This window comes from Streptomyces sp. NPDC088194 (genome assembly GCF_040702025.1).
Classification (GTDB): Bacteria; Actinomycetota; Actinomycetes; order Streptomycetales; family Streptomycetaceae; genus Actinacidiphila.
In genome coordinates this window covers 86157-106588 of the sequence record NZ_JBFBIV010000024.1, presented here as the reverse complement: position 1 = coordinate 106588, position 20432 = coordinate 86157, and the positions used below count along the sequence as shown (strand labels likewise).

Annotated in this window: 19 protein-coding genes; 2 read left to right on the top strand and 17 right to left on the bottom strand. The window is 70.7% G+C overall.

Translation table 11 applies throughout. The annotated features are described in order from the left end of the window. Positions 1–57: 57 nt before the first annotated feature. Together AB0399_RS15975 and AB0399_RS15970 are read right to left on the bottom strand one after the other, a co-directional pair. The gene (locus AB0399_RS15975) at positions 58–1059 is read right to left on the bottom strand and encodes an ABC transporter permease subunit (protein WP_366411692.1); all 1002 of its coding nucleotides are present in this window, start codon (positions 1057–1059) and stop codon (positions 58–60) included. Positions 1060–1067: 8 nt separating this feature from the next. Next, positions 1068–2192: an extracellular solute-binding protein gene (locus tag AB0399_RS15970; RefSeq protein WP_366411697.1), complete on the bottom strand. Its 1125-nt coding sequence runs from the start codon at positions 2190–2192 to the stop codon at positions 1068–1070. Positions 2193–2490: 298 nt separating this feature from the next. Here AB0399_RS15970 and AB0399_RS15965 point away from each other — a divergent pair, with 298 nt between their 5' ends. Then, positions 2491–3261 (top strand): GntR family transcriptional regulator, encoded by a 771-nt coding sequence (locus tag AB0399_RS15965; RefSeq protein WP_366411691.1) that lies wholly within the window; start codon positions 2491–2493, stop codon positions 3259–3261. A 54-nt stretch (positions 3262–3315) separates the two neighbouring features. Here the strand turns inward: AB0399_RS15965 and AB0399_RS15960 are convergent, their stop codons facing one another. The 15 genes from AB0399_RS15960 to AB0399_RS15890 form a co-directional block, all read right to left on the bottom strand. Then, positions 3316–5007: a TauD/TfdA family dioxygenase gene (locus AB0399_RS15960; protein WP_366411690.1), complete on the bottom strand. Its 1692-nt coding sequence runs from the start codon at positions 5005–5007 to the stop codon at positions 3316–3318. 301 nt (positions 5008–5308) lie between these two features. Beyond that, complete coding sequence (locus AB0399_RS15955) at positions 5309–6226, bottom strand: TauD/TfdA family dioxygenase (protein WP_366411689.1); 918 nt, start codon at positions 6224–6226, stop codon at positions 5309–5311. A gap of 81 nt (positions 6227–6307) precedes the next feature. Further along, complete coding sequence (locus AB0399_RS15950; protein WP_366411688.1) at positions 6308–7060, bottom strand: 2OG-Fe(II) oxygenase; 753 nt, start codon at positions 7058–7060, stop codon at positions 6308–6310. Beyond that, complete coding sequence (locus tag AB0399_RS15945) at positions 7051–7431, bottom strand: acyl carrier protein (protein WP_329364619.1); 381 nt, start codon at positions 7429–7431, stop codon at positions 7051–7053. The genes AB0399_RS15950 and AB0399_RS15945 overlap by 10 nt, the downstream gene beginning before the upstream one ends. Next, positions 7428–8756 (bottom strand): AMP-binding protein, encoded by a 1329-nt coding sequence (locus AB0399_RS15940; RefSeq protein WP_366411687.1) that lies wholly within the window; start codon positions 8754–8756, stop codon positions 7428–7430. The genes AB0399_RS15945 and AB0399_RS15940 overlap by 4 nt, the downstream gene beginning before the upstream one ends. Next, positions 8753–10045 carry an MFS transporter gene (locus AB0399_RS15935; RefSeq protein WP_366411686.1) on the bottom strand — a complete coding sequence of 431 codons (1293 nt, stop codon included), beginning with the start codon at positions 10043–10045 and terminating at the stop codon, positions 8753–8755. The genes AB0399_RS15940 and AB0399_RS15935 overlap by 4 nt, the downstream gene beginning before the upstream one ends. Beyond that, positions 10042–11028: a radical SAM protein gene (locus AB0399_RS15930; protein WP_329364612.1), complete on the bottom strand. Its 987-nt coding sequence runs from the start codon at positions 11026–11028 to the stop codon at positions 10042–10044. Before AB0399_RS15930 ends, AB0399_RS15935 begins: the two co-directional genes overlap by 4 nt. Beyond that, positions 11012–12199, bottom strand: a complete 1188-nt coding sequence (locus AB0399_RS15925) for a CocE/NonD family hydrolase (RefSeq protein ID WP_366411685.1) — start codon at positions 12197–12199, stop codon at positions 11012–11014. The genes AB0399_RS15930 and AB0399_RS15925 overlap by 17 nt, the downstream gene beginning before the upstream one ends. Before the next feature lie 68 nt (positions 12200–12267). Continuing rightward, positions 12268–13794: a radical SAM protein gene (locus AB0399_RS15920; RefSeq protein ID WP_366411684.1), complete on the bottom strand. Its 1527-nt coding sequence runs from the start codon at positions 13792–13794 to the stop codon at positions 12268–12270. 18 nt (positions 13795–13812) lie between these two features. After that, complete coding sequence (locus AB0399_RS15915; RefSeq protein WP_366411683.1) at positions 13813–14658, bottom strand: hypothetical protein; 846 nt, start codon at positions 14656–14658, stop codon at positions 13813–13815. Further along, positions 14651–16021, bottom strand: a complete 1371-nt coding sequence (locus tag AB0399_RS15910; RefSeq protein ID WP_366411682.1) for a radical SAM protein — start codon at positions 16019–16021, stop codon at positions 14651–14653. The genes AB0399_RS15915 and AB0399_RS15910 overlap by 8 nt, the downstream gene beginning before the upstream one ends. Positions 16022–16140: 119 nt before the next feature. Continuing rightward, positions 16141–16416, bottom strand: coding sequence for a hypothetical protein (locus tag AB0399_RS15905; RefSeq protein WP_328469445.1), 276 nt, complete (start codon positions 16414–16416; stop codon positions 16141–16143). 420 nt (positions 16417–16836) lie between these two features. Beyond that, on the bottom strand, positions 16837–18114 hold the full coding sequence (locus AB0399_RS15900; protein WP_366411681.1) for an XdhC/CoxI family protein: 1278 nt from the start codon (positions 18112–18114) through the stop codon (positions 16837–16839). 99 nt (positions 18115–18213) lie between these two features. Then, on the bottom strand, positions 18214–18771 hold the full coding sequence (locus AB0399_RS15895; protein ID WP_366411680.1) for a response regulator transcription factor: 558 nt from the start codon (positions 18769–18771) through the stop codon (positions 18214–18216). 41 nt (positions 18772–18812) lie between these two features. Beyond that, the gene (locus tag AB0399_RS15890) at positions 18813–18950 is read right to left on the bottom strand and encodes a hypothetical protein (RefSeq protein ID WP_366411679.1); all 138 of its coding nucleotides are present in this window, start codon (positions 18948–18950) and stop codon (positions 18813–18815) included. A 311-nt stretch (positions 18951–19261) separates the two neighbouring features. Between AB0399_RS15890 and AB0399_RS15885 the strand changes: the two genes are divergently transcribed. Then, positions 19262–20425, top strand: a complete 1164-nt coding sequence (locus AB0399_RS15885; RefSeq protein ID WP_366411678.1) for a transposase — start codon at positions 19262–19264, stop codon at positions 20423–20425. The last annotated feature ends 7 nt before the right edge of the window (positions 20426–20432 follow it).

Sequence of the window (20432 nt, the reverse complement as noted above, 5' to 3'; positions counted from 1 at the left end):
GCCGGCGGCGGCCGCCGGGTGCCCGCGCGGGCCGGGCGGGGCCGGTGGCCGGCGGGGTCAGTGCAGCCATCGTGCGCTCCTGCGCTGGAGGGGGATGTACAGGGCCATCACCGCGCCCGCGATCACGATCATGTCCAGGCTCAGCGCGAGGGCCACGTTGCCCTGCCCGGCCAGCACGTTGCCGGACAGCGCGTTGGCGATCTGCAGGGTGATCAGCGGCACGGAACTGCCGACGATCGCGGCCGCGGTGGCGTAGGCGGCGAAGGCGCTGCCGAAGAGCAGGACGAAGCCGCCCATCAGGGAGGGGGCGAGGACCGGCAGGGCGACGTGCAGCCAGTACTGGCGGCTGGTGGCGCCGCTGTTCTGTGCCGCCTCGCGCCACTGGGCCCGCAGGCCGTCCAGCGCGGGGGTGATGGTGAGCACCATCAGCGGCACGAGGAAGTACAGGTAGACGACGCTCAGCCCGGTGAAGGAGTACAGGCTCCAGCCGTGCCCGCCCAGGTTCAGGGCGCGGGTCAGCTCGCCGGAGTTGCCGAGGGTGGCGACGAAGGCGAAGGCGAGCGGCACGCCGCCGAAGTTGGCCAGCACGCCGGAGGCGGCGAGCACGCCTTCCCGCAGCGCGCGGAAGCGCGACGTCACGACGGCGTGCGCGAGCGGCAGGCCGGCCAGCACGCCGACGGCCGCGGTCAGGGCGGAGAGCTTGACGCTGCCCCACAGCGCGGTGAGGTAGGCGCCGTGCACCGACTGGCTGAGGTTGTCCGTGGTCCAGTGCCGGCCGCCGGGCGTGCCGGCCGACGTCCTGAAGGCGTTGGTGACGATCGCGAAGGCCGGCAGCCCGAAGACCACCAGGACGAAGACGATCAGCGGCAGGACGGCGAGCCATCCGGCGGCGCGCGGCCGGCGGCGGGGGCCGGCCTTCCGGGAGGACTCCTTGCGGAAAGTGGCGTTGCCGAAAGTGGCCTTGCGGGGGGTGGGGGCGGCAGCGGTCCCGGCGCCGCCGGCCTCCTGAGCGGAGGAGCCGGCGGCGGGGGACGGCGTCGCGGCGCGAGCCGTGGTCATGGTGCCGGTCAGCTCACGGCCTTGGCCCAGCCGGCGAGCACGGTCTTCTGCGCCGCGTCGACCTGGGCCGTGGTCGGGAACCGCGGGCTGCCGGAGACCGCCGGGAGCTTCGCGGCGGCGGCCTTGTCCACGGTGCCCTTCTGCGTCATGGCCGGCAGCTCCGCCGGGCGGGAGTAGCCCCGCAGCCACAGGTTCTGGCCCTCGCTGCTGTAGAGGAACTCCTCCCACAGCCGGGCGGCGGCCGGATGCGGGGCGTACTTGTTGATCGCCTGGCTGTAGAACTGGGCGTACTGGCCGTCGGCCGGCACGGCCACCCGCCAGTCCAGGCCCTTGCCCGCGAACTCCTTGGCGTAGCCGGCGTTGAGGTAGTCCCAGTCGATGCTGATCGGCGTCTCGCCCTTCTCGACCGTCGCCGGCGTGGACTCCACCGGGTTGAAGTTGCCGTTCGCCTTCAGCTTGTGGAAGAAGTCCAGGCCGGGCTGGATGTCGTCCAGCGAGCCGCCGTTGGCCAGCGCGGCCGCGTAGACGCCGCCGAACGCCGAACCCGACTTGGTGGGGTCGCCGTTCATCGCGACCTTGCCCTTGTACTGCGGCTTGAGCAGGTCGGCGAAGGTGGTCGGGCACTCCTTGACCGCCTTGGCGTCGCACCCGATGGACACGTAGCCGCCGTAGTCGTCGTAGCGCAGGCCGCCCGAGTCCTTCTGGGCGGCGGGGATGTCGTCCCACGAGGCGACCTTGTACGGCGCGAGGATGCCCTGCGAGGCGGCCTTCAGCGCGAAGGAGTTGCCCAGGTCGACCACGTCGGGGGCGCGGCCCTGGCCCTTGCGCGAGGTGATCGCGGTGATCTCGTCCTGGCTGGCGCCGTCCGGGTTCTCGTCGGAGACCTTGATCCCGTACTTCTTCTCGAAGGCGCTGATGACGGCGCCGTAGTTGGCCCAGTCCGGGGGAAGCGCGATGGCGTTGAGCGTTCCCTCCTTCTTGGCGGCGGCGACCAGGGCGGGCATGCCGCCGAAGTCCGCCGCGGACGCGGCGGTCGCCGCGCTCTTGCCGCTGCCGCCCGCGGAGGCCGCGGTGCCTGAGGCGGAGCCGCACCCGGTCAGGGCGAGCGCCGCGGCGGTGAGCCCGGCGGCCATGGCGGCAACGCGGACACGAGGGACTGTCACGGGATTCCTCCTGGGGAGCGGCGCGCGGAGGGCGGGTCGGATGACCGCCGACGGAACGAACGCCGAGGTTGGCTGTACAACTTTCGCCAGTACGCCCGACGCCCGTGTCCGGCGGGTGAACGGCACGGCGACGGCCGGGAGACGGTGGCGAAATGTCGGCGTCCGTCCGGCGCCGGCGGTCCGTCGCGGGGGACGCCTGGTGACGGAGAGCAGATAGGGTCCAGCGGAGCGGAAGGGCTCGACCGTGGCGCGGTGACGAGGAGCGACGTTGCAAGGTGACAGCGCGGTGCCGGCGAAGGGCACGCTCTATCGCAAGGTCGCGGCCGACCTCCGCGAGGCGATCGCCGCCGGCGAGTACGGATCGGGCGGCAAGCTCCCCCCCGAGAGCGCGCTGGCGGAGCGGTACGGCGTCTCCCGCGGCACCATCCGGCAGGCCCTCGGGTCGCTGCGCGCCGACGGCCTGGTCACCTCCCGCCGCGGCACCCGGCGGGTGGTGCTCGCCACGACGCGCGTGCAGAGCTTCGCGGAGCTGGTCAGCTTCACCAGCTGGGCGCGCTCGGTGGGCGAGGAGCCCGGCGGGCGGGTGGAGCGGATCGAGCGGCGGGCCGCCGACGCGCGGGAGAGGGAGCAACTGCGCCTGGAACCGGGCGCGGAGGTCGTCGTCGTGCTGCGGGTGCGGACGCTGTCCGGCCGCCCGGTGATGGTCGAACGCAGCGTCTACCCGGTGTGGGTGGGGGAGTTGGTGGCCCGCATCCCCGCCGACGCCGTCTCGCACACCGAACCGCTCCAGGAGCAGGGGGTGGTGTTCGCCGACGCCGACCACACCATCGACCTCGTGCTCGCCGACACCGACGACGCCCGGCTGCTGGAATGCGGCGAGGGGCAGGCGCTGCTGCGCGAGCGCCGCCGCTCCACCGACCCGGTCGGGGCGCCCGTCGAGTGGTCGGAGGACCGCTACCTCCCCGGGACCGTCGCGTTCACGGTGCACAACTCGATAGCCGCGTCGGCGCTCGGCCGTCGCCACCGCCGTACGCCCTGACCCCGCCGGGCCGTACGCCCCGACCCCGGCGCGGCGCCCCCCGTGGCCAGGGCGCTACCCGTGCAGCAGCGAGGTGAGCAGCGGCAGGAAGTGGCCGAACTCCGGTGTGGCGGCGCCTGGTTCCTTGGCCTGCTCGTCCCAGCGGCGTACGGCCACCGCGTCGGCCGCGTACGGACGGCGGGCGAAGGCGGCGGCCTGCGCGTCGGTCATGGGGCCGCCCTGGAGCCGCAGGGTGTGCTCGGAGGCGGCGGACAGGCCCTCCCGGTAGCCCGGCTCCACCGTGCACAGGTACCGCTTCGCGGCGACGTGCAGCCGTACCGGTTCGGTGACCTCGGGGCCGAACCAGCGGGCGAGGAAGTCGGCGCCGGTGTGGCTGTGCCGGGTGTCGCCGTACTCCGTGACGTCGGCGTCGGCGTCGGCGTCCGCTCCCGCTTCGGCGCCCGTCGCGTGCTCGCCGAAGTGGCCGACGTCGTGCAGCAGGGCCGCCGCCACCAGGTGCGGCGGGGCGCCCGCGGCTTCGGCCAGCGCGCCCGCCTGGAGCATGTGCGCGGCCATGGTGACCTCCTCGCCCAGGTATTCCGCCGCCCCGGCCCCGTCGAAGAGCGCGGCCAGCAAGGCGGGCGAATCCGCCCGGCGCAGTACGGCGAGGCAGCTCGCCGGCCCGTCCAGGTCGGCGTACGCGCCTTGCAGGTGCCGGGAGCCGTCCTGCGCGAACGCGGTACGGGCGTGCAGCAGGCGGGTGTTGTCGAAGACCAGGCAGTCGCCCGGGGCCAGCCGGAAGTCCAGTTGCAGGCCGGGCCGGAGCAGGAGTTCGCCGAAGGCGCGGTAGGCGGCGTAGAACGCGTCCAGCTCCGCCGCGGGGAGCCGTACCGTGCCGAACGACCGGTTGTTGAAACGGACTTCGCGAATCCGTCCGCGCGCGTCCACCTCGATCAGCGGGCGGTCCGCGCGCAGTTCGGTGCGGTCGTCGCGGAAGACGAACGGGACGGGCGTACCGGTCAGCACCGCGAACGCCTCGGGGTCCTCCGCCCGCAGCAGCGCCGCCGCGTGGAAGCCGTCGACGAGCCCGGAGTCGCCGCCGGACGCGGAGTTCTCCAGGCAGTGCAGCAACTGCACGGTGGGGACCGGGTCGCGGTAGGGGTTGTCCGTGTGCGGGGCGATCCGCGCCGAGGTGAAGGCGAGGTTGTTGGGGTCCGGCTCGACCCTGACGTCGAAGAGCCGGCCGTAGTTGGTCTGCCGGACGTGGCCGAAGGTCTCGGCGACCGCCAGCACCTGGCCCTCCCGCACCGGCACCCCGCGCAGCAGGGCGAAGCCCAGCCGCTGCAACGCTTCGAGCACGCGGGCGCGCCGGGCCGGGTCGGCGAGGTAGTCGTCCCAGGCCGCCTCCGGCAGGCGCCCCGCCAGATCTGCCGCGCTCCACAGCTCCTTCCCCGTCTCGGTGCGCCGGTCCCCGGTCAGGGGGGAGTCCGCGGGGCGGTGGGCGTCCAGCCAGCCGACGGTGAAGCGGGACCGGTGGCCGTCCGGTGCCCATCCGACCTCTACGCAGGGCGAGTCGGGGCCCGGCTCCACCACCTCCTCGACGGCGAGTCCCCGCGGCAGATCGGTGATCTGGAAGAGCTTCTGGCCGGTGCGCGGATCGCGGCACTCGGGGCACGGGCAGTTGTCCCGCAGCCAGGCCGCCGGCAGGGCCCTGATCCGTGCGGACAGGTGACGAGTGGCAGGTACGACCGCTGGTTGCGCCGCCATGCTGTTCCCCTCGGTGGGTCGGGTCGGTCAAGTTGTACAGCCAACTTTGCCGAGCCAGGGTGAGCGGCAGGCGATCTGCGGGTGACGAGAAGGCGACCGGGCGCGGATACGCGCGCGACCCGTCGCGACGGTCCCGGGCGTCGCGCGGCGGATCACCGGCAGCCGGAACAGGTGGGTGGGCGCGGCCGGTGGTCGCTCGTACGGGCCGTGATCCTCGCCTACGACATCGGCCTCGTCACAGGACGGTGAACGCCTCCTCGACCCCTCCTCGACCCTCCTCGACCCCTCCTCGATCTCCGGGTCACTCCGGACGGTCGCCGGCGATGACGACGCGCTCCATCAGACGGTGCTGCGGGAAGTAGTCGTTGACCCCGTAGTGAACGGTGGTCCGGTTGTCCCAGAAGGCCACGGACCCTGCCTCCCAGCGGAAGCGCACCTGGTACTCCGGGTAGGACAGCTGATGGAGCAGGAAGCCGAGAAGTTCTTCGCTCTCGTCGTCGGGGAGACCGACGAGGTGGGAGGTGAACGCGGCATTCACGTAGAGGGACTTGCGACCTGTCTCCGGATGCGTGCGCACCACGGGATGCTCGACCGGAGGCCGGCCGCTCCGCGCGTTGATGCTCCTGAGCAGGACGGCGATGCTGCCGCTCGCCGCGGGAAGCTCGTGGACCGCCCGGAGCCCCTCAAGGCGCTCCTTGACGTCTTGCGGGAGCCCGTCGTAGGCGGCGGCCGTGTCGGCCCACAAGGTGTCACCGCCGAGCGGCGGCAGGTCGACGGCGCGCAGGACGGCGCCGAGCGGCGGTGCCTCGTAGAACGACGCGTCGCTGTGCCAGACGTTCTCACTCCCGGGGTTGTCCCGGTCGTGCTCCAGCCGCGCCACTTCGTCGATTTCGGCCCTGCGCTGGGGGTGGGCCGCCTGGAGTTCCCCCCAGTTCCGGGCGAACGCGGCCTGCTGACGGCCGGTGAGCGTCTGGTCGCGGAAGAAGAGGACCTTCCAGTCGAGGAACGCCCCCCTCAGTTCGGTCAGCGTGTCGGCGTCCACCGGCCGGGCGAGGTCGACCCCGTGGATCTCCGCGCCGATGAGCGGGGACAGCGGCCGGACCTCGAAGGTCGCGTAGCGCCGTCCGGCGCCGTCCGACTCCAGGCTGCGCGGCGCCAGCTCCTGGGACACGACATGCAACCGCCGCCTGTCGGTGACGGCGGGCTGTGATGCGTTCACGGGCATTCCTCCGGAGAGAGAAGAGGGAGAGTGGTGACGGATGCGGGTACACCCTGCGGACGTCCGGCCTGCGCCCTCGCCTCAGGGGGTCGTGCTGTTCAGGATGGAGTTCCTGGCCAGATCCCGGTTGCGCTCGGAATCCGGCTGGAACTTCCTGTTGAGGTAGGCGAAGCCGGTCAGCGAGCAGCGCCGGTTCTCGCCCGCGGTGTGGTCCACCCTCCGGATCGTGTGCAGGGTGTCCGACATCACCATGACCAGGCGGTTGGGCCGCGGCAGTACGGCGACCGGGCTCCGCTCGCACGTGCGCAGGATCTTGTTCACCAGGCCCGCGGAGCCGCTCGCGGCGGTCTCCTCCGGGTCCGGCCCGCTGCCGGCCGCGGGGAGAAGGGTGCGCGGTTCTTGGTCGATCAGCATCAACTCACCACCCCACGAGATGTCCCACTCGCGGTGCAGATAGACGATGTACTCCCCGCGACGGCCGCGCCCGGCGTCGTTGTGCCAGCCCAGCCGGCTGTTGGCGGGGTACTGCCAGAACGTGAAGGTGAGCCGGTCCCAGTCGGTACCGGCCGCGCCGAACAGCCCGGTCTCGGTGCGCACGGCCTGGGTGACGCGGGTGAACACCGCGGGCCGGCCACTGCTCCCGGTCTCGCCGATGGACGCGGGGAAGTGCATGCCCCGGGTCCGGTGCGCCGGGCCGTCGAGTTCGGCGGAGATCACGCTTCCGGTCTCGCCCAGCGCCGAGCGCTCCATCAGCTCCACCGCCTGGTCGAAGACCTCCGGGGGGAGGAAGTCGTCGTACACCACGTAGCGCTCGCCGCGCTCTGTCATTCGCATGGATCGCCCTTCTTCCCGCGCGCATCGTCGTCGATGCCGCGCTCCGGTTCAGCCGCGGTGGCCGTCCGCGGCCGGATCAGGTGGTGCACGTGCTCGCTCCATCCGGCGACCGAGCGGTGCTCCGGGTCCAGCAGCACCTCGTCCGGGAGCTCGATCCCGAACGCGTCCTCCACCTCGGTCGCCAGGCCCATCCAGTCGACCGAGTTGAGTCCCAGCGCCGCGAAGTCGAGCCGGCTGAGCCGCGGGTCATCCGACAGAGCGTCGGCCGGGATTCCGCGGACCCCACTGCGTTCGAGCCTGGCCGCGACGATCCGGGCCATCGCCTGCGTGGTCTCCCGGGCCCGGTCCCGGTCCGGCGGGGGCCCGCTCATCGTCCCGGCCATTGCGCGTCGATGAGCTTGATGACGTGGGCCCGGTCGACCTTTCCGCCGGCCGTCACGGGCAACTCGTCGCAGTGGACCAGCCGGACGGAGCCCGTGCCGGCCGGGAAGGTCGAACGGCTCCGCTCCACCTGGGCCCGGTCGACGCCCTCGCCCTGCACGACGGCGTACAGGTCCTCGGTCTCCCCGGCGGAGCGGACCAGGACGACGGGAACCACCTCGACGACACCGGGTACGTGACGTATCGCGCGGCACAGTCCGTCGAGGTCCACGGTCCGGTCGTTGAGCCGGGCCGAGGGGTGCAGCCGGGACACGAACGTCACCACGCCGTCCCGTCCCCGCCGCACCAGATCGCCGGTGTCCCATCGCGTCCGGGGCGGATCGGCCGCGCCCAGGAAGCCCTCGACCGGCGCGTCCAGCAGCAGGCGCAGCTCGCCTTCGGCTCCCGGGTCCGGTGCCAGCACCGTGACCCCCGGCATGGGGGTGCCGATGGCCCCTTCCGGCAGTCCGGCCGAGCCGATGAAGGTCGGGCCGGTCTCCGAACACCCGTAGTTCCGGGTGAGCCGGATGCCGAACCTCGCGGCGAACCGCTCGTCCAGGTCGCTGCTGACGCGGCTGGCGCCGACCATCGCGATCCGCGGCCCCGCGGACGCGGTCGCCGGCGTGGCGGCGAGCAGGTCGGCCGTCGGGGCGGTGAGCGCCACGACGCTCGCGGCTCCGGCTCGGGCGGCGGCCCGTCGGGCGTGCACGAGGCGGCGCGCGTCGAGCCGGGAGCCGGCCATGAGCGCGGCGAACGCGATCCCCCAGCCGTAGGAGTGCGTCAGCGGTGTCGGCACGTACACGGTGTCGTCCAGGCCGAGCGGGAGCCGTGTGCGGTACCCGGCGGCCTCGTTGAGCACGCTGCCGCAACTGCGCCTGGCGATCCTGGGCGGGCCGGTCGAACCCGATGTCATGTGGAGTACGGCGGTCGAATCCCCTTCCGCCGCGATGTCGGAGCCCGCCGGCCGGCACACGCGCGCCGACGGCGACAGCTCCGCGCCGAGCGGACCGAGCGGCGCGTCCGTCAGGCTCTCGCACAGCAGCGGTACGGAGTCCGTCTGCCAGGCCGCGAGAACGACCGCGAAGAAGTCCTCCGCCCGCTGCTGCGTCACCGCGATCACCGCGCGTTCACCGGCACCCGCGGAGTCCAGCCGCTGGACGTAGTCGTCGACCAGCGGCCGCAGTTCCGCCATCCCGGTGTCGTCGAGACGGCCGCCCGCCTCCGTGACGAGCTCGGCCAGTTCGCGCCGCGTCGCCGGTGCGCCGGGGGCGGTCATCGGACGGCCTCCGCCACATCGCGGTCCGGCTCCGCGTCACTGGGGTCCGGCTGGGGGCCCCGGCCCGCGATCGGGCCCAGGGCCAGCGCGCAGGCGACGAAGAGTCCCGCCATCACCAGCCATGCGGCGGTGTGCCGGTCGGCGGCCAGCCAGCCGAACAGTGCGGGCGCGACCAGCATGCTGACGTCCAGGCCCATGTTGTAGACGCCCTGGTATTCCCCCACGGACTCGGCGGGCGCGAGCGTGTAGACGAGTTCCCAGGACGCGGCGGAGTACAGCACTTCGCCGCCGGCCACCAGCAGACCCAGCAGGATGATCGCCGCCACCTTGGGCCCGGTGCCGTGCACGGTACCGGCGGCCGCGAACATCGCGAGGCCCGCGCCCAGCAGGATGCCGCCGCGCCGCCCGGCCCGCACCGCGGCGACCGCGCCGCTCAGGTTCTTGGAGACCGGAACCTGTAGCAGCAGCACGACGCCGATGTTGAGGGCGGAGACGACCGAGACCAGCCACAGCAGTGACGACGCCTGGGCCGAGATCCACAGGGGGAGGGCGACGGAGAACACCGACGAGTAGAGCTGCAGGAACGCGTTGAGCCCCGCCAGACCGAGGAAGCGGCCGTCCCGGTAGACCATGCGGCGTCCCGGCCTGCCCGGTTCGGGTGCCGCGCCCGCACCGGCGTTCTGGCCGCTCGGTGCGTCGGCGGGCCGGGGCTGCGGTGTTCCGCGGGGTGCGGTGGCGACGAGGAAGCCCGCGGTACACAGGGTCAGGGCCTCGACAACGAAGGCGGTCCGGAACAGCGGGCGCGAGTCGAGCGACAGGACGACGCCTCCCAGGCTCAGACCGATGAGCATGGCCGCGTTGCTCACGGTCTTCACCATGGCCCGGTAGCGCACCCGACGGTCGGCGGGTACCTCACGCCGGACGAGCGCGCCCATGACGGCGCCGCTGCCCCGACCGCAGATGAAGAGCAGGCAGATCAGCACGAACGCCGTCCAGGCGTTCACGACCGCGAGCAGCCCGGTGGCGACGGCCATCGTGCAGACCAGCCCGGCATACGTGCGTCGGGCGCTGCCGTTGTCCGCGAGCCGGCCGGCCAGCGGGCCGGACACCATGCCGCACAAGGCCGCCAGGCTCATCGTCACACCGAAGGCGCCCGCGCTCGCGTGGAGTTGCCGCACCAGGTAGACGGCCAACACCGAGGTGGACATGCCGGTGCCCAGCGACAGGATTCCGAAGGACAGGATCAGCCGCCGTTCGAGGGGCGGCCGCCGTTCTTTCCCAGGCGTCACTCCGCCCCCTCGGGCAGGAAGGCCGACCCTCGGACGGCCAGCCCCATGCTGTCGATCACGGCCCGCACGTGATCCAGACCGACCACGAACCGTTCCTTTCCGTAGATCAGGTACCGCTCCGCGTTGGCGTCGCCGGTGAAATTGCTGGTCATCACGTTCGCTCCGGCGGCCAGACCGAGGGACTGCCCGCCCGAACTGGTCTTCTCCAGGGCGCTGACCGACGGTATGAGAAGGCCCGGATAGCAGACCCGCAGGGTCGCGATGACGTTGAGCGCGAGCTGGAGGTCGCCGGCGGGAGAGAGCATCAGCGGGGTGTCCGGAGCCGGGACGAACGGGCTCACGCTGCACATCTGCACACCCAACTCGCCGACGAGTTCGATGTCGTCGATCACGCTTTCCAGACTCTGCCCGGGGAGGCTGGAGATGAGTCCGGTGCCCACCTTGAATCCCAGGTCCAGCAGGGTCCTTATCCGTTCCAGCCGTGCGTCCAGCTTCTCGTGGCGCATCTGCTCGAAGAGCACGGGATCACTGGTCTCGTGCTTGATGATATAGCTGTTGGCGCCCAACTCCCTTAGTTCCTCGTACTGTCGGCGCGAGAAGTTGCCGAGGTTGAGCAGGATCTCCACCTGGCCGTCCCACATGCGCCGCAGGGCCGGTATGACCTCGCGCAGGGTGGGGAAGAGACTCGGCGTCTCGCCGCCCTGCAGCAGGACGATGTCGATACCCGCGCCGCGGATGTGCTCCGCGCGCTCCAGGATCTGCTGCGGGCTCATGACGAAGCGGTCCAGGTGACCGAGGTTGTCCCGCCGCATCGGGCAGTAGTCGCAGTTCACCCGGCACACGTTGGTGATCTCGATGACCCCGCGAAGGAGCACCGCCCGGTCGAAGTTCTCGTCCCTCAGCCGGCTCGCCTCGGCGAACAGTGCCTCCTGGTCCGCGCCGACGGACCGGAGCGCGTGTCGGACTTCAGATCGTGTCAGCATCGCTGGGGCTTTCTTCCTCCGGATCGTCACGGGGACGCGGCGGCGAACCGGGCACGTCCAGGGTCACGACCGCCTCCGCGGTCAGTGCGGGGTCCCAGTGCCGGCGGTGGGTACGGAACACCGTGTCGACACTGGGACGGAAGCGGACGGTCGAGGTTTCGCCGTTGACCACGACGCGGACCTGCTGCCCGGCGTCGAGCCGATCACTCGTCAGGTAGAGCCGGACCTGCTCCGCGCCTTCGGCCCGCAGGTCGTACGCGTCGTCGTCGGTGCGCTCCGCGGTCACCTCGGCGCCCGCCGGGTCGACACCCGACAGGGCGACCCAGTGGGCCCTGCCGTGCCGGTCGTCGAGGGCGCGGTGGCGCACGCGTGCCACATCCGGTTCCCGTCGGCGGTCCCTCAACCAGGCCGACAGGCTCGCGACCAGCTCGCCGTCGTCCTCGAAGTGCAGCGAACCGAGCGGATGGTCGCCGTCCGGTACCTCGACGTAGGTCAGCGCCTGGTGGCCGGCCTCGCGCAGTTGCGTCACGGAGGTCCGGTCGAACTGCGGCGGGATGCGCTTGTCCTGGGCGCCGTGGATGACGAACAGCGGTAGCGGCAGCACGTTGTCCAGCAGGAAGCGGGTGCGCCGGTCGCTGCCGAACGCTTCCCACATCGACAGGGCGCCGTTGATCGGCACCGCCGCCGCCAACCGCGGCCACCCCCGCATGGCGAGGTTCCAGCACGCCAGTCCGCCCATGGACACGCCGGCCAGCACGATACGGTCCGGGTCCGCGTCGAGGTGCTCCAGAGCCCAACGCAGGGCCGCCACCGGGAAGTCGTCGTCGCGGCCGCTCCACCGCGGATGGCGGAAGTGCTTGGCGAAGACGCCGCTCACGTCCAGCTTCCCCACGACGTCGTCGAGCAGTTGCGCGTCCGGGCAGAGCAGCACCATGCCCAGCCGTTCGCTGATGCCGACGAAGGACGGCAGCATCCTGGCCCCGGTGTTCGCGGCGCCGTGCAGCACGATCAGGGCCGGCGGGCGAGGGCCCGCCGACTCGGGCACGTGCACCACCATGGTGGTGGTCCGCGCACCGAGGCGGAGCTCGACCGTCGAGGTGCCGGGCACCGGCGCCCGGTCCGTGCCCAACCGGCGAAGTGCCCTGCGGAGGTTGGCGGCGCCCAGGCGCACGCCCTCCTCCATGGGCGGCGGCCGATCCCCCACCGGCACCAGGGGGTTCGGCCATGACCGCATGGAACTCACAGGGTGGCTCCGAGCCGGGTGAGCCGGGCGATCTCGGTGTCGACGGCCGGGTCGAGGCGCTCTCCGGTCAGGGCGAACACGACCCTGGCCCGTTGCAGGATGCCGATCGCGCTGCCCACCAGCGGCACGGAGCAGAGCTCCCGGGGCAGCGCGATGGGTTTCACCAGCGGCTCCGCGCTCGGCTCCACGGAACGGAAGGTCTCGACCGCCAGGCGGCGCAGGACGTCCGCGCACACCCGCTTGGCGACGGCGCAGGAGTACCGGTCCAGCTTGGTGAGGCTGCCGGTGGCCTGGATGTTGCGTGACGGGCACCCGCTGTCGCAGATGTCGCGCGCGTAGCAGGTCTGGCAGGACTGATGCTGGGACGGCAGCGCCGCCTGCCCGATCTGGTCCTTGCGCAGCAGGTCCACGAAAACCACGTTGCGGTCGGTGGCCTGCCCGACGTTGTGGCCGTACTGCTTGTTGCGGGCGGGGTCCTGCATCTCGGGGCACATGATCAGCTCGCCGGTGGCGTTGAGCACGTGGTAGGAGTCCCCGCTGCTCATCGGTCCGCAGTAGGAGCGGGGCGGGCTGGACAGCAGGTGCTGGAAGGCGTAACTGAAGACGCTGGCGTCGATGCCCCGAGCGACGTCCATGGCGCGCAGCAGGTTCTCCGCGTAGTCCTCGGCCGAGGGTTCGGAGTAGCGGGACAGCCGTCCCGGCGTCGTGGTCCCGACCGGTCCGACCGGCTCGAAGTGGACGAAGTTGGCGCCGAGGTCGGCGAAGAACCCTACCGTCTCTCCCATGTGGTGCACGGTCTCGCCGGTGACCGTGGACCGCACGCGGTAGGGGACACCGGCCTCCGCGAGGAACCTGATGGTGTCCATGGTCTGGCCGACGTTGTGGCGCTTGCCGTAGATCCGCTGCTCGCCCTGGCGTTCCGGCGCCGCGTCCATCGACACGGTCAGCGTGAAACGGTGGTCCACCAGGTACTGGAGCACCGGGAGGGGCGCGGTGCCGTTGGTGACCATCGTGAAGTAGGGAGTGACGTTCTTGGCCGCGCACGCCCGTTCGGTGTGCTCGACCACCTTCTCGATGTCGCTGATGGCCAGGGTGGGTTCCCCACCGAAGAAGTTGACCCCGAACAGCTTGTTCTGCGGACCGGGTCGACGCTCCAGGGTGTGGTCGACGATGGCCAGCATGCGGTCCGCTTCCAGACTCGCGGTGCTGTGGCCCACTTCGCTGAAGCAGTACACGCAGCTGAGGTTGCACCGGTGGCCGACCACCAGGGTGACGCCCCAGGGGTCGGGTTGACGCCTGTAGAGCCGGGAGTCCCGCAGGGAGGGGTAGTCGGCCAGGACCTGACGCCATGGCGCGGCCGCCTCCTGGTCGGCCGGGACACGGATGGCGTGCATGGACCTCGGTATGACGAGATACAGCCACTGGCCGTCGCGTACGGCGGGGTAGTCGTCAAGGAGTTCGGCGACCGCTTTCGATCCGTCCTGGGCGCCTCGCTGAGCGGCTTCGGGAGCCTGTGTTCCCATCGCTTGTCCCTTCTGAGGTCAGAATTCGTATCGGCCGACGTGGACCGGCCGACCGCTCACCCGCCGGCCTTTGCGACCGCCCAGCCACAACATGAGGGTGATGGCCGAAAGCGGCACCGGAATCTCGATCTCCGGCATTTCCCATACGGCGGCGAACGGCGCGAGTTCCGCCAGGAGAGCCGCGACGTCACTCACCGCCGCGCAGGGAAGCGCACCGAGGAGCAGGCGGTCCCGGTCGAGAACCGCCCGCCGGCCGGCGATCGGGGGGCCGCCGGCCAAGGGCGGGACGGGCAGCAGATCCGGCACCAGAGCCTCCCCCGGCCCTTTGACGCGGTCGGGGGAAAGCAGGTCCTCGATCCGCCCGAGCGCAAAGGAGCGTGACGGCGGGCTGTCCCCGGTCATTTCGCCTTCCGGCAGGGCCGCGAAGGGCAGCGCGAACAGGTGGAGCGGGTCGCCGGCCCGCCGCAGTCGCAAGCGCTCGGCAAGCACGAGTTGGGCCGGGCTGCCTTCGGAGACCCAGGCGGCGATCCCGCGCAGTCCTGCTTGTTGTGCCAGGCGGCGCAGCGCGAACGCAAGACGCAGGGCGTGGTCGCCGCCGCGGGCCTCGGGATGGACGAAGACGCCCTTGAGGAACAGGTAGTCGCCCCAGCGCAGTGAACGATGCACCGCGGCAAGGCTGCCGTCGGGCCGGCGTCGTCCCATCCACCGGTAGCGGTCGTGGTCGGACAGTTCCGCGTGGAGGATCGCGTCGGTGAATCGGTGCCCGGCCACCAGGTCGGCAACGTCCCGCAGGTCGGCGGGGCCGAGGACCTGCACATCCTCCGGCGACCGTGGAAGCGCGGACCCGGACGCGGTATCAAGCATCCGCGGGCCTCCGGGTCAGTGCCAGATAGGGGAATCCGGTCGGCGCGATTTCGGCCGATTCCTCGGGATAGGGAACCTTGGTCATCTTCTTGCTGGCGATGTTGCCGACCATGATGTGCAACAGCCGTTCGTTGGGAAGGAACTGGCCGTCGAAGTACTTGATCACCCAGCCGAACAGGTCGGGGTCCAGCGGGTAGAAAGTCGGTTCGACGAGGTCGTCGTCCGGAATTCCGACCTGGCGGGCCAGAGCGGTGGCCGGAAGGACCCGGAAACCGATGTTCAGCACCGGCTCCCCGGTGCGCAGGTGCGCGTTCACGTATTCGGCCGATGCGCGGACCGTTTCCTCGGTCTCGCCGGGACCGCCGAAGACCAGATTGACGCGGGTCTTGAGGTCGTGTGCGCGGCAGCGCTCGATGAACCGGGTGACGTGCCGGGTGTCGAAACGCTTGCCCAGTCGCCCCATCATGGCGACGTCCAGGCTGTCCGGGGAGATCAGGACCGATTCGACGTTGCTGGCGGCGACCAGCTCGGCGAATTCGTCGTCGAACGGCCGCGGTGCGAAGTATCCGGTCCAGGTGAGGCCGGGCAGTTTGAGGTCGGCGAGCAGGGCGACCACTTGCTTGGCGAATCGGATCTCGCTGTTGAATATGGCGTCGGTGAAGAAGATCCGGCGCACGCCCGCCTCGTATATCCCGCGGATCTCGTGCTCGATCAGGGAGATGGGCTTGAGGTCGCCGAGATTGTCACCGCTGATGTGGGCGTACGGGCAGTACACGCATTCCTGGTAGCAGGTCTTGCGTTTCGTCTCGATCCCGATCATGGCGGTGGAGGAGCCGGCGTAGGCCTGGAGGAGGGCGGCCGGATGATCGAGGCGGTCGGTCAGGAAGCCTTCGTAACGTCCGCCGGTGAGGTTGCGTCCTGAGCCCCGGTACTTCTCCGGATCGGTGGCGATGTCCAGCATGGCCGTCTCGCCCGGGCCCACCACGCCGACATCCAGCCCGAGCCTTTTGAGCAGGGCGCTGCCGAACAGGCTGTAGCCGGGCCCGCCCGCGACCATGACCGGCGCCGCCGAGCCCACCGCCTCGCGGACCCGCTGGATGAACTGCTGGTAGTAGCGGACGAAGCCTTCGCGGGCCAGGTCGATGGGGTCGATGTTCCGGATCGAGAAGCCGATGACGTCCCAGTGCTGCGAGGCCCAGGACAGATCGTCGAAGGCCCGCGGTGTCTCGACGAAGTCCACCAGGAGGGTTTCGTGTCCGGCCAGTTCGAGCGCGGACTGCAGGCAGCGCGCGCCGATAGGGAAGATGGGCTCGTTCCCGGGCATCGGCATACTGGCAAGGTTTACTAGAGCAATGCGCGCCACGATGACGTCCTCCTCAAAGCAGTCACTGGAGCAGCGGGCAGATCGGACACCTGGTCAAGGAAGGGCCAAGCGGCCGAAAGCGCCCGGCCAAAAGAAATTCGGCCGGGCGCCCTAGTCGCTCAGTCGCAGGTAGGCGCCGACACCGCGACGATCACGTCGGGGTGAACCAGTTCCGCGAGTCGGTCGCAGATGAGGTCGAAGCGCTGCGGGTCGCTCTTGATGAACAGTTCGACGCTCGACTTGTCGAGGTGCAGGCCGGCGAGGTCGAGCATGTCGCCAGGGTTCGCGGTGAGCGCGTTTGCGAATTCCTCGTCGTAGCTGAGGCGCCCGATGAGCGCATCGAAGACGATTCCTGCGGAAGTTGTCTGAGTTCCCTCAGCAACAGGAGCTACCATGATCTCAACCTTTCGTCCTGGCGGCAGATTTCCGTCTTGTTGAGTGGCGAAAATCTGCGCAGCGATTTGACCGGTCGAATGCTGGCTATGCCTTCTATAGCCTGTTGCTTGACCACCGTGTTGTCAAGGCTGCCGCGGTTCGCCGTTTTGGAGAGCGATGCTCGGTCAAACGACACCTGGTGCGCTGAACTGCGGTTTTTGCAATATCATGGGTTTCTTTCTGTGCAATCGACCAATGATCATCCGTGCGTGGATGCAATTGCATTCGGAATTTTTCCTTCCGTATTCCGGCGGCTTGATTCGCGGCCGCGGAGTCGGCGGCCGGGGTCGGCGACTTCGCCCGCGCCGGCGTCACCGCTATGTCATCGTGCTGAATCGACGCAAATGGCCGCGAGCGGACGGGTCGGTATTGTCCGGCTATTACCACGCGAATGCGCTGGAGGTCTGTCGCGCTGCCCGTTCGGGCGTGGGGATCGTGTGCCGCGACGGCTCGTGGTGGATCGGGGTGTCGGTGGCGCTCAACGGAAGGCACCCGCCGCCGCGGCGGTGGGCGACGATCTCGGCGGCGACGGCGACGGCGGTCTCCTCCGGAGTGCGCGCGCCCAGGTCGAGGCCGATCGGCGAGCGCAGGTGGGCGAGTTCGGTGTCGCCGAGGCCCGCTTCCCGCAACCGGTCGAGGCGGTGGCGGTGCGTACGGCGGGAGCCGATCGCGCCGACGTAGCCCAGTGGAAGGCGCAGCGCCCTGGTCAGCAGCGGGACGTCGAACCTCGTGTCGTGCGTCAGGACGCAGACGACGGTGCGGCTGTCCAGGCGCCCGGCGGCGTACTCCGCGTCGAGGTAGCGGTGCGGCCAGTCGGCCACCACCTGATCGGCCGCCGGAAAGCGCCGGGCGGTGACGAAGGTCGGACGCGCGTCGCAAACCGTGACGTGAAAGCCGAGAAACGCCCCGATCCCGGCCACCGCGGCGGCGAAGTCGATGGCCCCGAAGACGAGCATGCGTGGCGCGGGCGCGTAGGACTCCACGAAGAACGTGATGCCGCTCGCCTCGTCATGGGGCTCGCAGGGGAGCCCGTCGGGTGCCCTCACCAGGCGGCCGGTGCGTCCGGCGTCGAGCATCGCCCGGGCCTGCGCGGCGACGGCGGCGCCCAGCGCGTCGGAGACACCGCTGTCCGGTCCGGCGCCGACGACGACCGTTCTGCCCAGGAGATCCGACAGCCCGTCAGGTGCCCGGATGACCCGGGCCACCGCCACCGGTACGCCGCCGATGATGGCGGTCAGGGCCGCGGCGAGGCCACTCGCGACGGGGGGCCGGGCCTGCGGGAGATGGCGGCCGTCCGCACCGTGGCCGCAGGCGGCTCGGTTTCGGATGTCCGGCGTGACCGGGTCCGGCAGCACCGGCTGGACGAAGACCTCGATGGTGCCGCCGCAGCTCAGGCCCACGGCGAAGGCGTCCTCATCGCTGTAGCCGTAGCGTTCCAGCGCGGGGCGGTTCGAGGCGATCGCCTCGCGGCACGACTCGTACACGGCGCCTTCCACGCATCCGCCGGAGACGCTGCCGACCACGTCGCCTTCGGCGTTCACCGCCAGCGCCGCGCCCGGTTCGCGCGGGGCGCTGCCGCTGACGCCGACCACACTCGCGACCGCGAACGCCTGTCCGCTCGCGTACCACGTGGCGAGTTCCTCCGCGATGTCGCGCACGGCCGCTCACCCTCCTTTTCGTGTCGGTGCGGGCCGGTTCGGGGTGCGGGTCGGACCGCTGTGCGGGTCGGACCGCCGTGCGGATCGGACCGGTGGCGCTCAGAGCGGGACCAACTCGTCCTGGCCGGCGCGCCCGGGCGCCGTCGGTCGACGCCGGGGCATGGAGCGGAGGGCGTAGATGGCGGCCTGGGTGCGGTCGCCCAGCCCCGTCTTGAGGAATATCGCGGTGAGATGGTTCTTGACGGTTTTCTCCGAGATGTTCAGTTCTCTGGAGATGTGCCGATTGCTCATTCCTCCGCCGACGAGGTGCAGCACCTCCGTCTGCCGGGGAGTCAGGCAGGGGCCGGCGGCCGCGGTGGAGGAGCCGTTGCCCCGCTTGGCTCCGCGCCCGATCTCCTCGTCGGCGGGGATGGAGCGGAGGGCGTAGATGGCGGCCTGGGTGCGGTCGCCCAGTCCTGTCTTGAGGAATATCGCGGTGAGATGGTTCTTGACGGTTTTCTCCGAGATGTTCAGTTCTCTGGAGATGTGCCGATTGCTCAGCCCTCCGCCGACGAGGCGCAGCACCTCCGTCTGCCGGGGGGAGAGCTCCTCCTCGGCCGCGCTCCGCGCCGGGTCGCCGGCATGAGATGTTGAATCGTCGGTGGCCTGTCGAGTCATATTTTCATGTCCCTCGCTGTGCGCATCGATAAAGATTCCATCTACAGGTGGAGCGATGAGCGGATGACATTTTTCAGCACGAACAGGCGTGCGTCAACGATGTTCTTCTCCCTCGGCTGGGCCTTGTCGGCTTCTCGCCGGCCGGTTCTGGCCGAAAAGGCATCTGCCATGGATGTCATAGGACCAAAGTCCTATTGATATGGCCCTGCCAAGTGGGTGACGCTTGGTTCACGAGTGCAGTCAGGGGGAGAGGCGATGGAGGCTCGTACTCCTGGCGAGGCTCTTCTGCCCAGCTCAACCCCTGCGTGGGTCGGTTGAAGCGCTTGGGCGTGGCGGGGGTTCGCGCTGATTCGGCGGCGGTGGGATTTGCGGAATCCGTCGTTCCGGACGGCTCATGCCGCGACGGTCGGAACATTTCGGAGCAGCTGAGGTTCCCACAAGAGCGCCCGTATCCGCGCGGGTGCCTGGAGCGCCGAGAGGATCGCGATAAATGAGCCTGAATTCGGGTGGGTCGGAATCCGCGGTGTTCCTGAACGGAGAGAGGCTTTCGGCCTTCTCCAGAGAGATCTTCCCGGACCTGGCGAGAGCCGATCAGCGGCGTTGGGCGAATGTCTATCTTCGAGGCATCCTTTCCGCTTCCGGCAAGAAGACGATCCGCAACATCGCGGGTCCGCACTCCTCGCTCTCCGACGTGCAGTCGCTCCGGCAGTTCATCAACCAGAGCACCTGGTCGTGGGAGTCGGTCGCGCGGCGCTGTACCCCGGTGGTCTCCAGCAGGCTGCCGCCGGAACTGTGGGTGCTGGACAGCGTGTTCATCCGGAAGCGCGGTGACGCGTCGGTGGGCGCCGGCCGCTGGTTCGTCCGGCGGTCCGGCCGGACGATCAACGGTCAGATGGGGGTCGCGCTCTTCCTCTCCTCGCAGCGCTCCAGCGTCCCCGTCGACTGGCGGATACTGCTGCGCGGGCGCTGGATGGTCGACCGCGAGCTGCGCAAAGGCGCCGGGGTGCCGGAGGAGTACCGCCTGGAGCACGGCTGGGAGGCGGGCGTCGATCTGCTGGACGCGGCGATCCGCAGAGGCGGTCCGCCCCGGCGCCCGGTGGTCGCGGACTGCACCGGGTGGCCGCGGGCCGAGTGTCTGATCCGGGAACTGGCCAAGCGGGACATCGAGTTCCTGGTCTGCGTCGACGCGTCGGCGCTTCCGGAGGAAGGCCAGATCGCCACCACTCCGGGGAGGGTGACCAGTTCGGTCGTCCAGCTCGCCGATCGCGGCACCGCGCACTCGGCGATCAGGGTCGTGACCCAGCAACCGATCCAGCGCGACGACCCGGCGCGCCACTGGGTGACGAACATCGACCCGTGGGACCTGCGCATCCTCGGTCTGGCCCTGCCCGTGCTGCGTCGGCACGGCCAGGACGTCGAACGACTCGTCAGCGACTTCGGCGTCCACGATTTCGGCGGACGGTCGTTCGGCGGCTGGCACCGGCACCTGGCACTGGTGTCGGCGGCCTTCGCGTTCTCGGCCCTGGAGAAGCCGGAACCCCCGACCGCCCACCGCGGGGCGGAGCACCGCGGCCACCTGGCCAGGTCCGAGCGCCGGACGCTGCCTGCCCCGCGGGTGCCGGACGCGGTGGCGGTTCCGCAAGGGCACCGGTAAGGCCGTC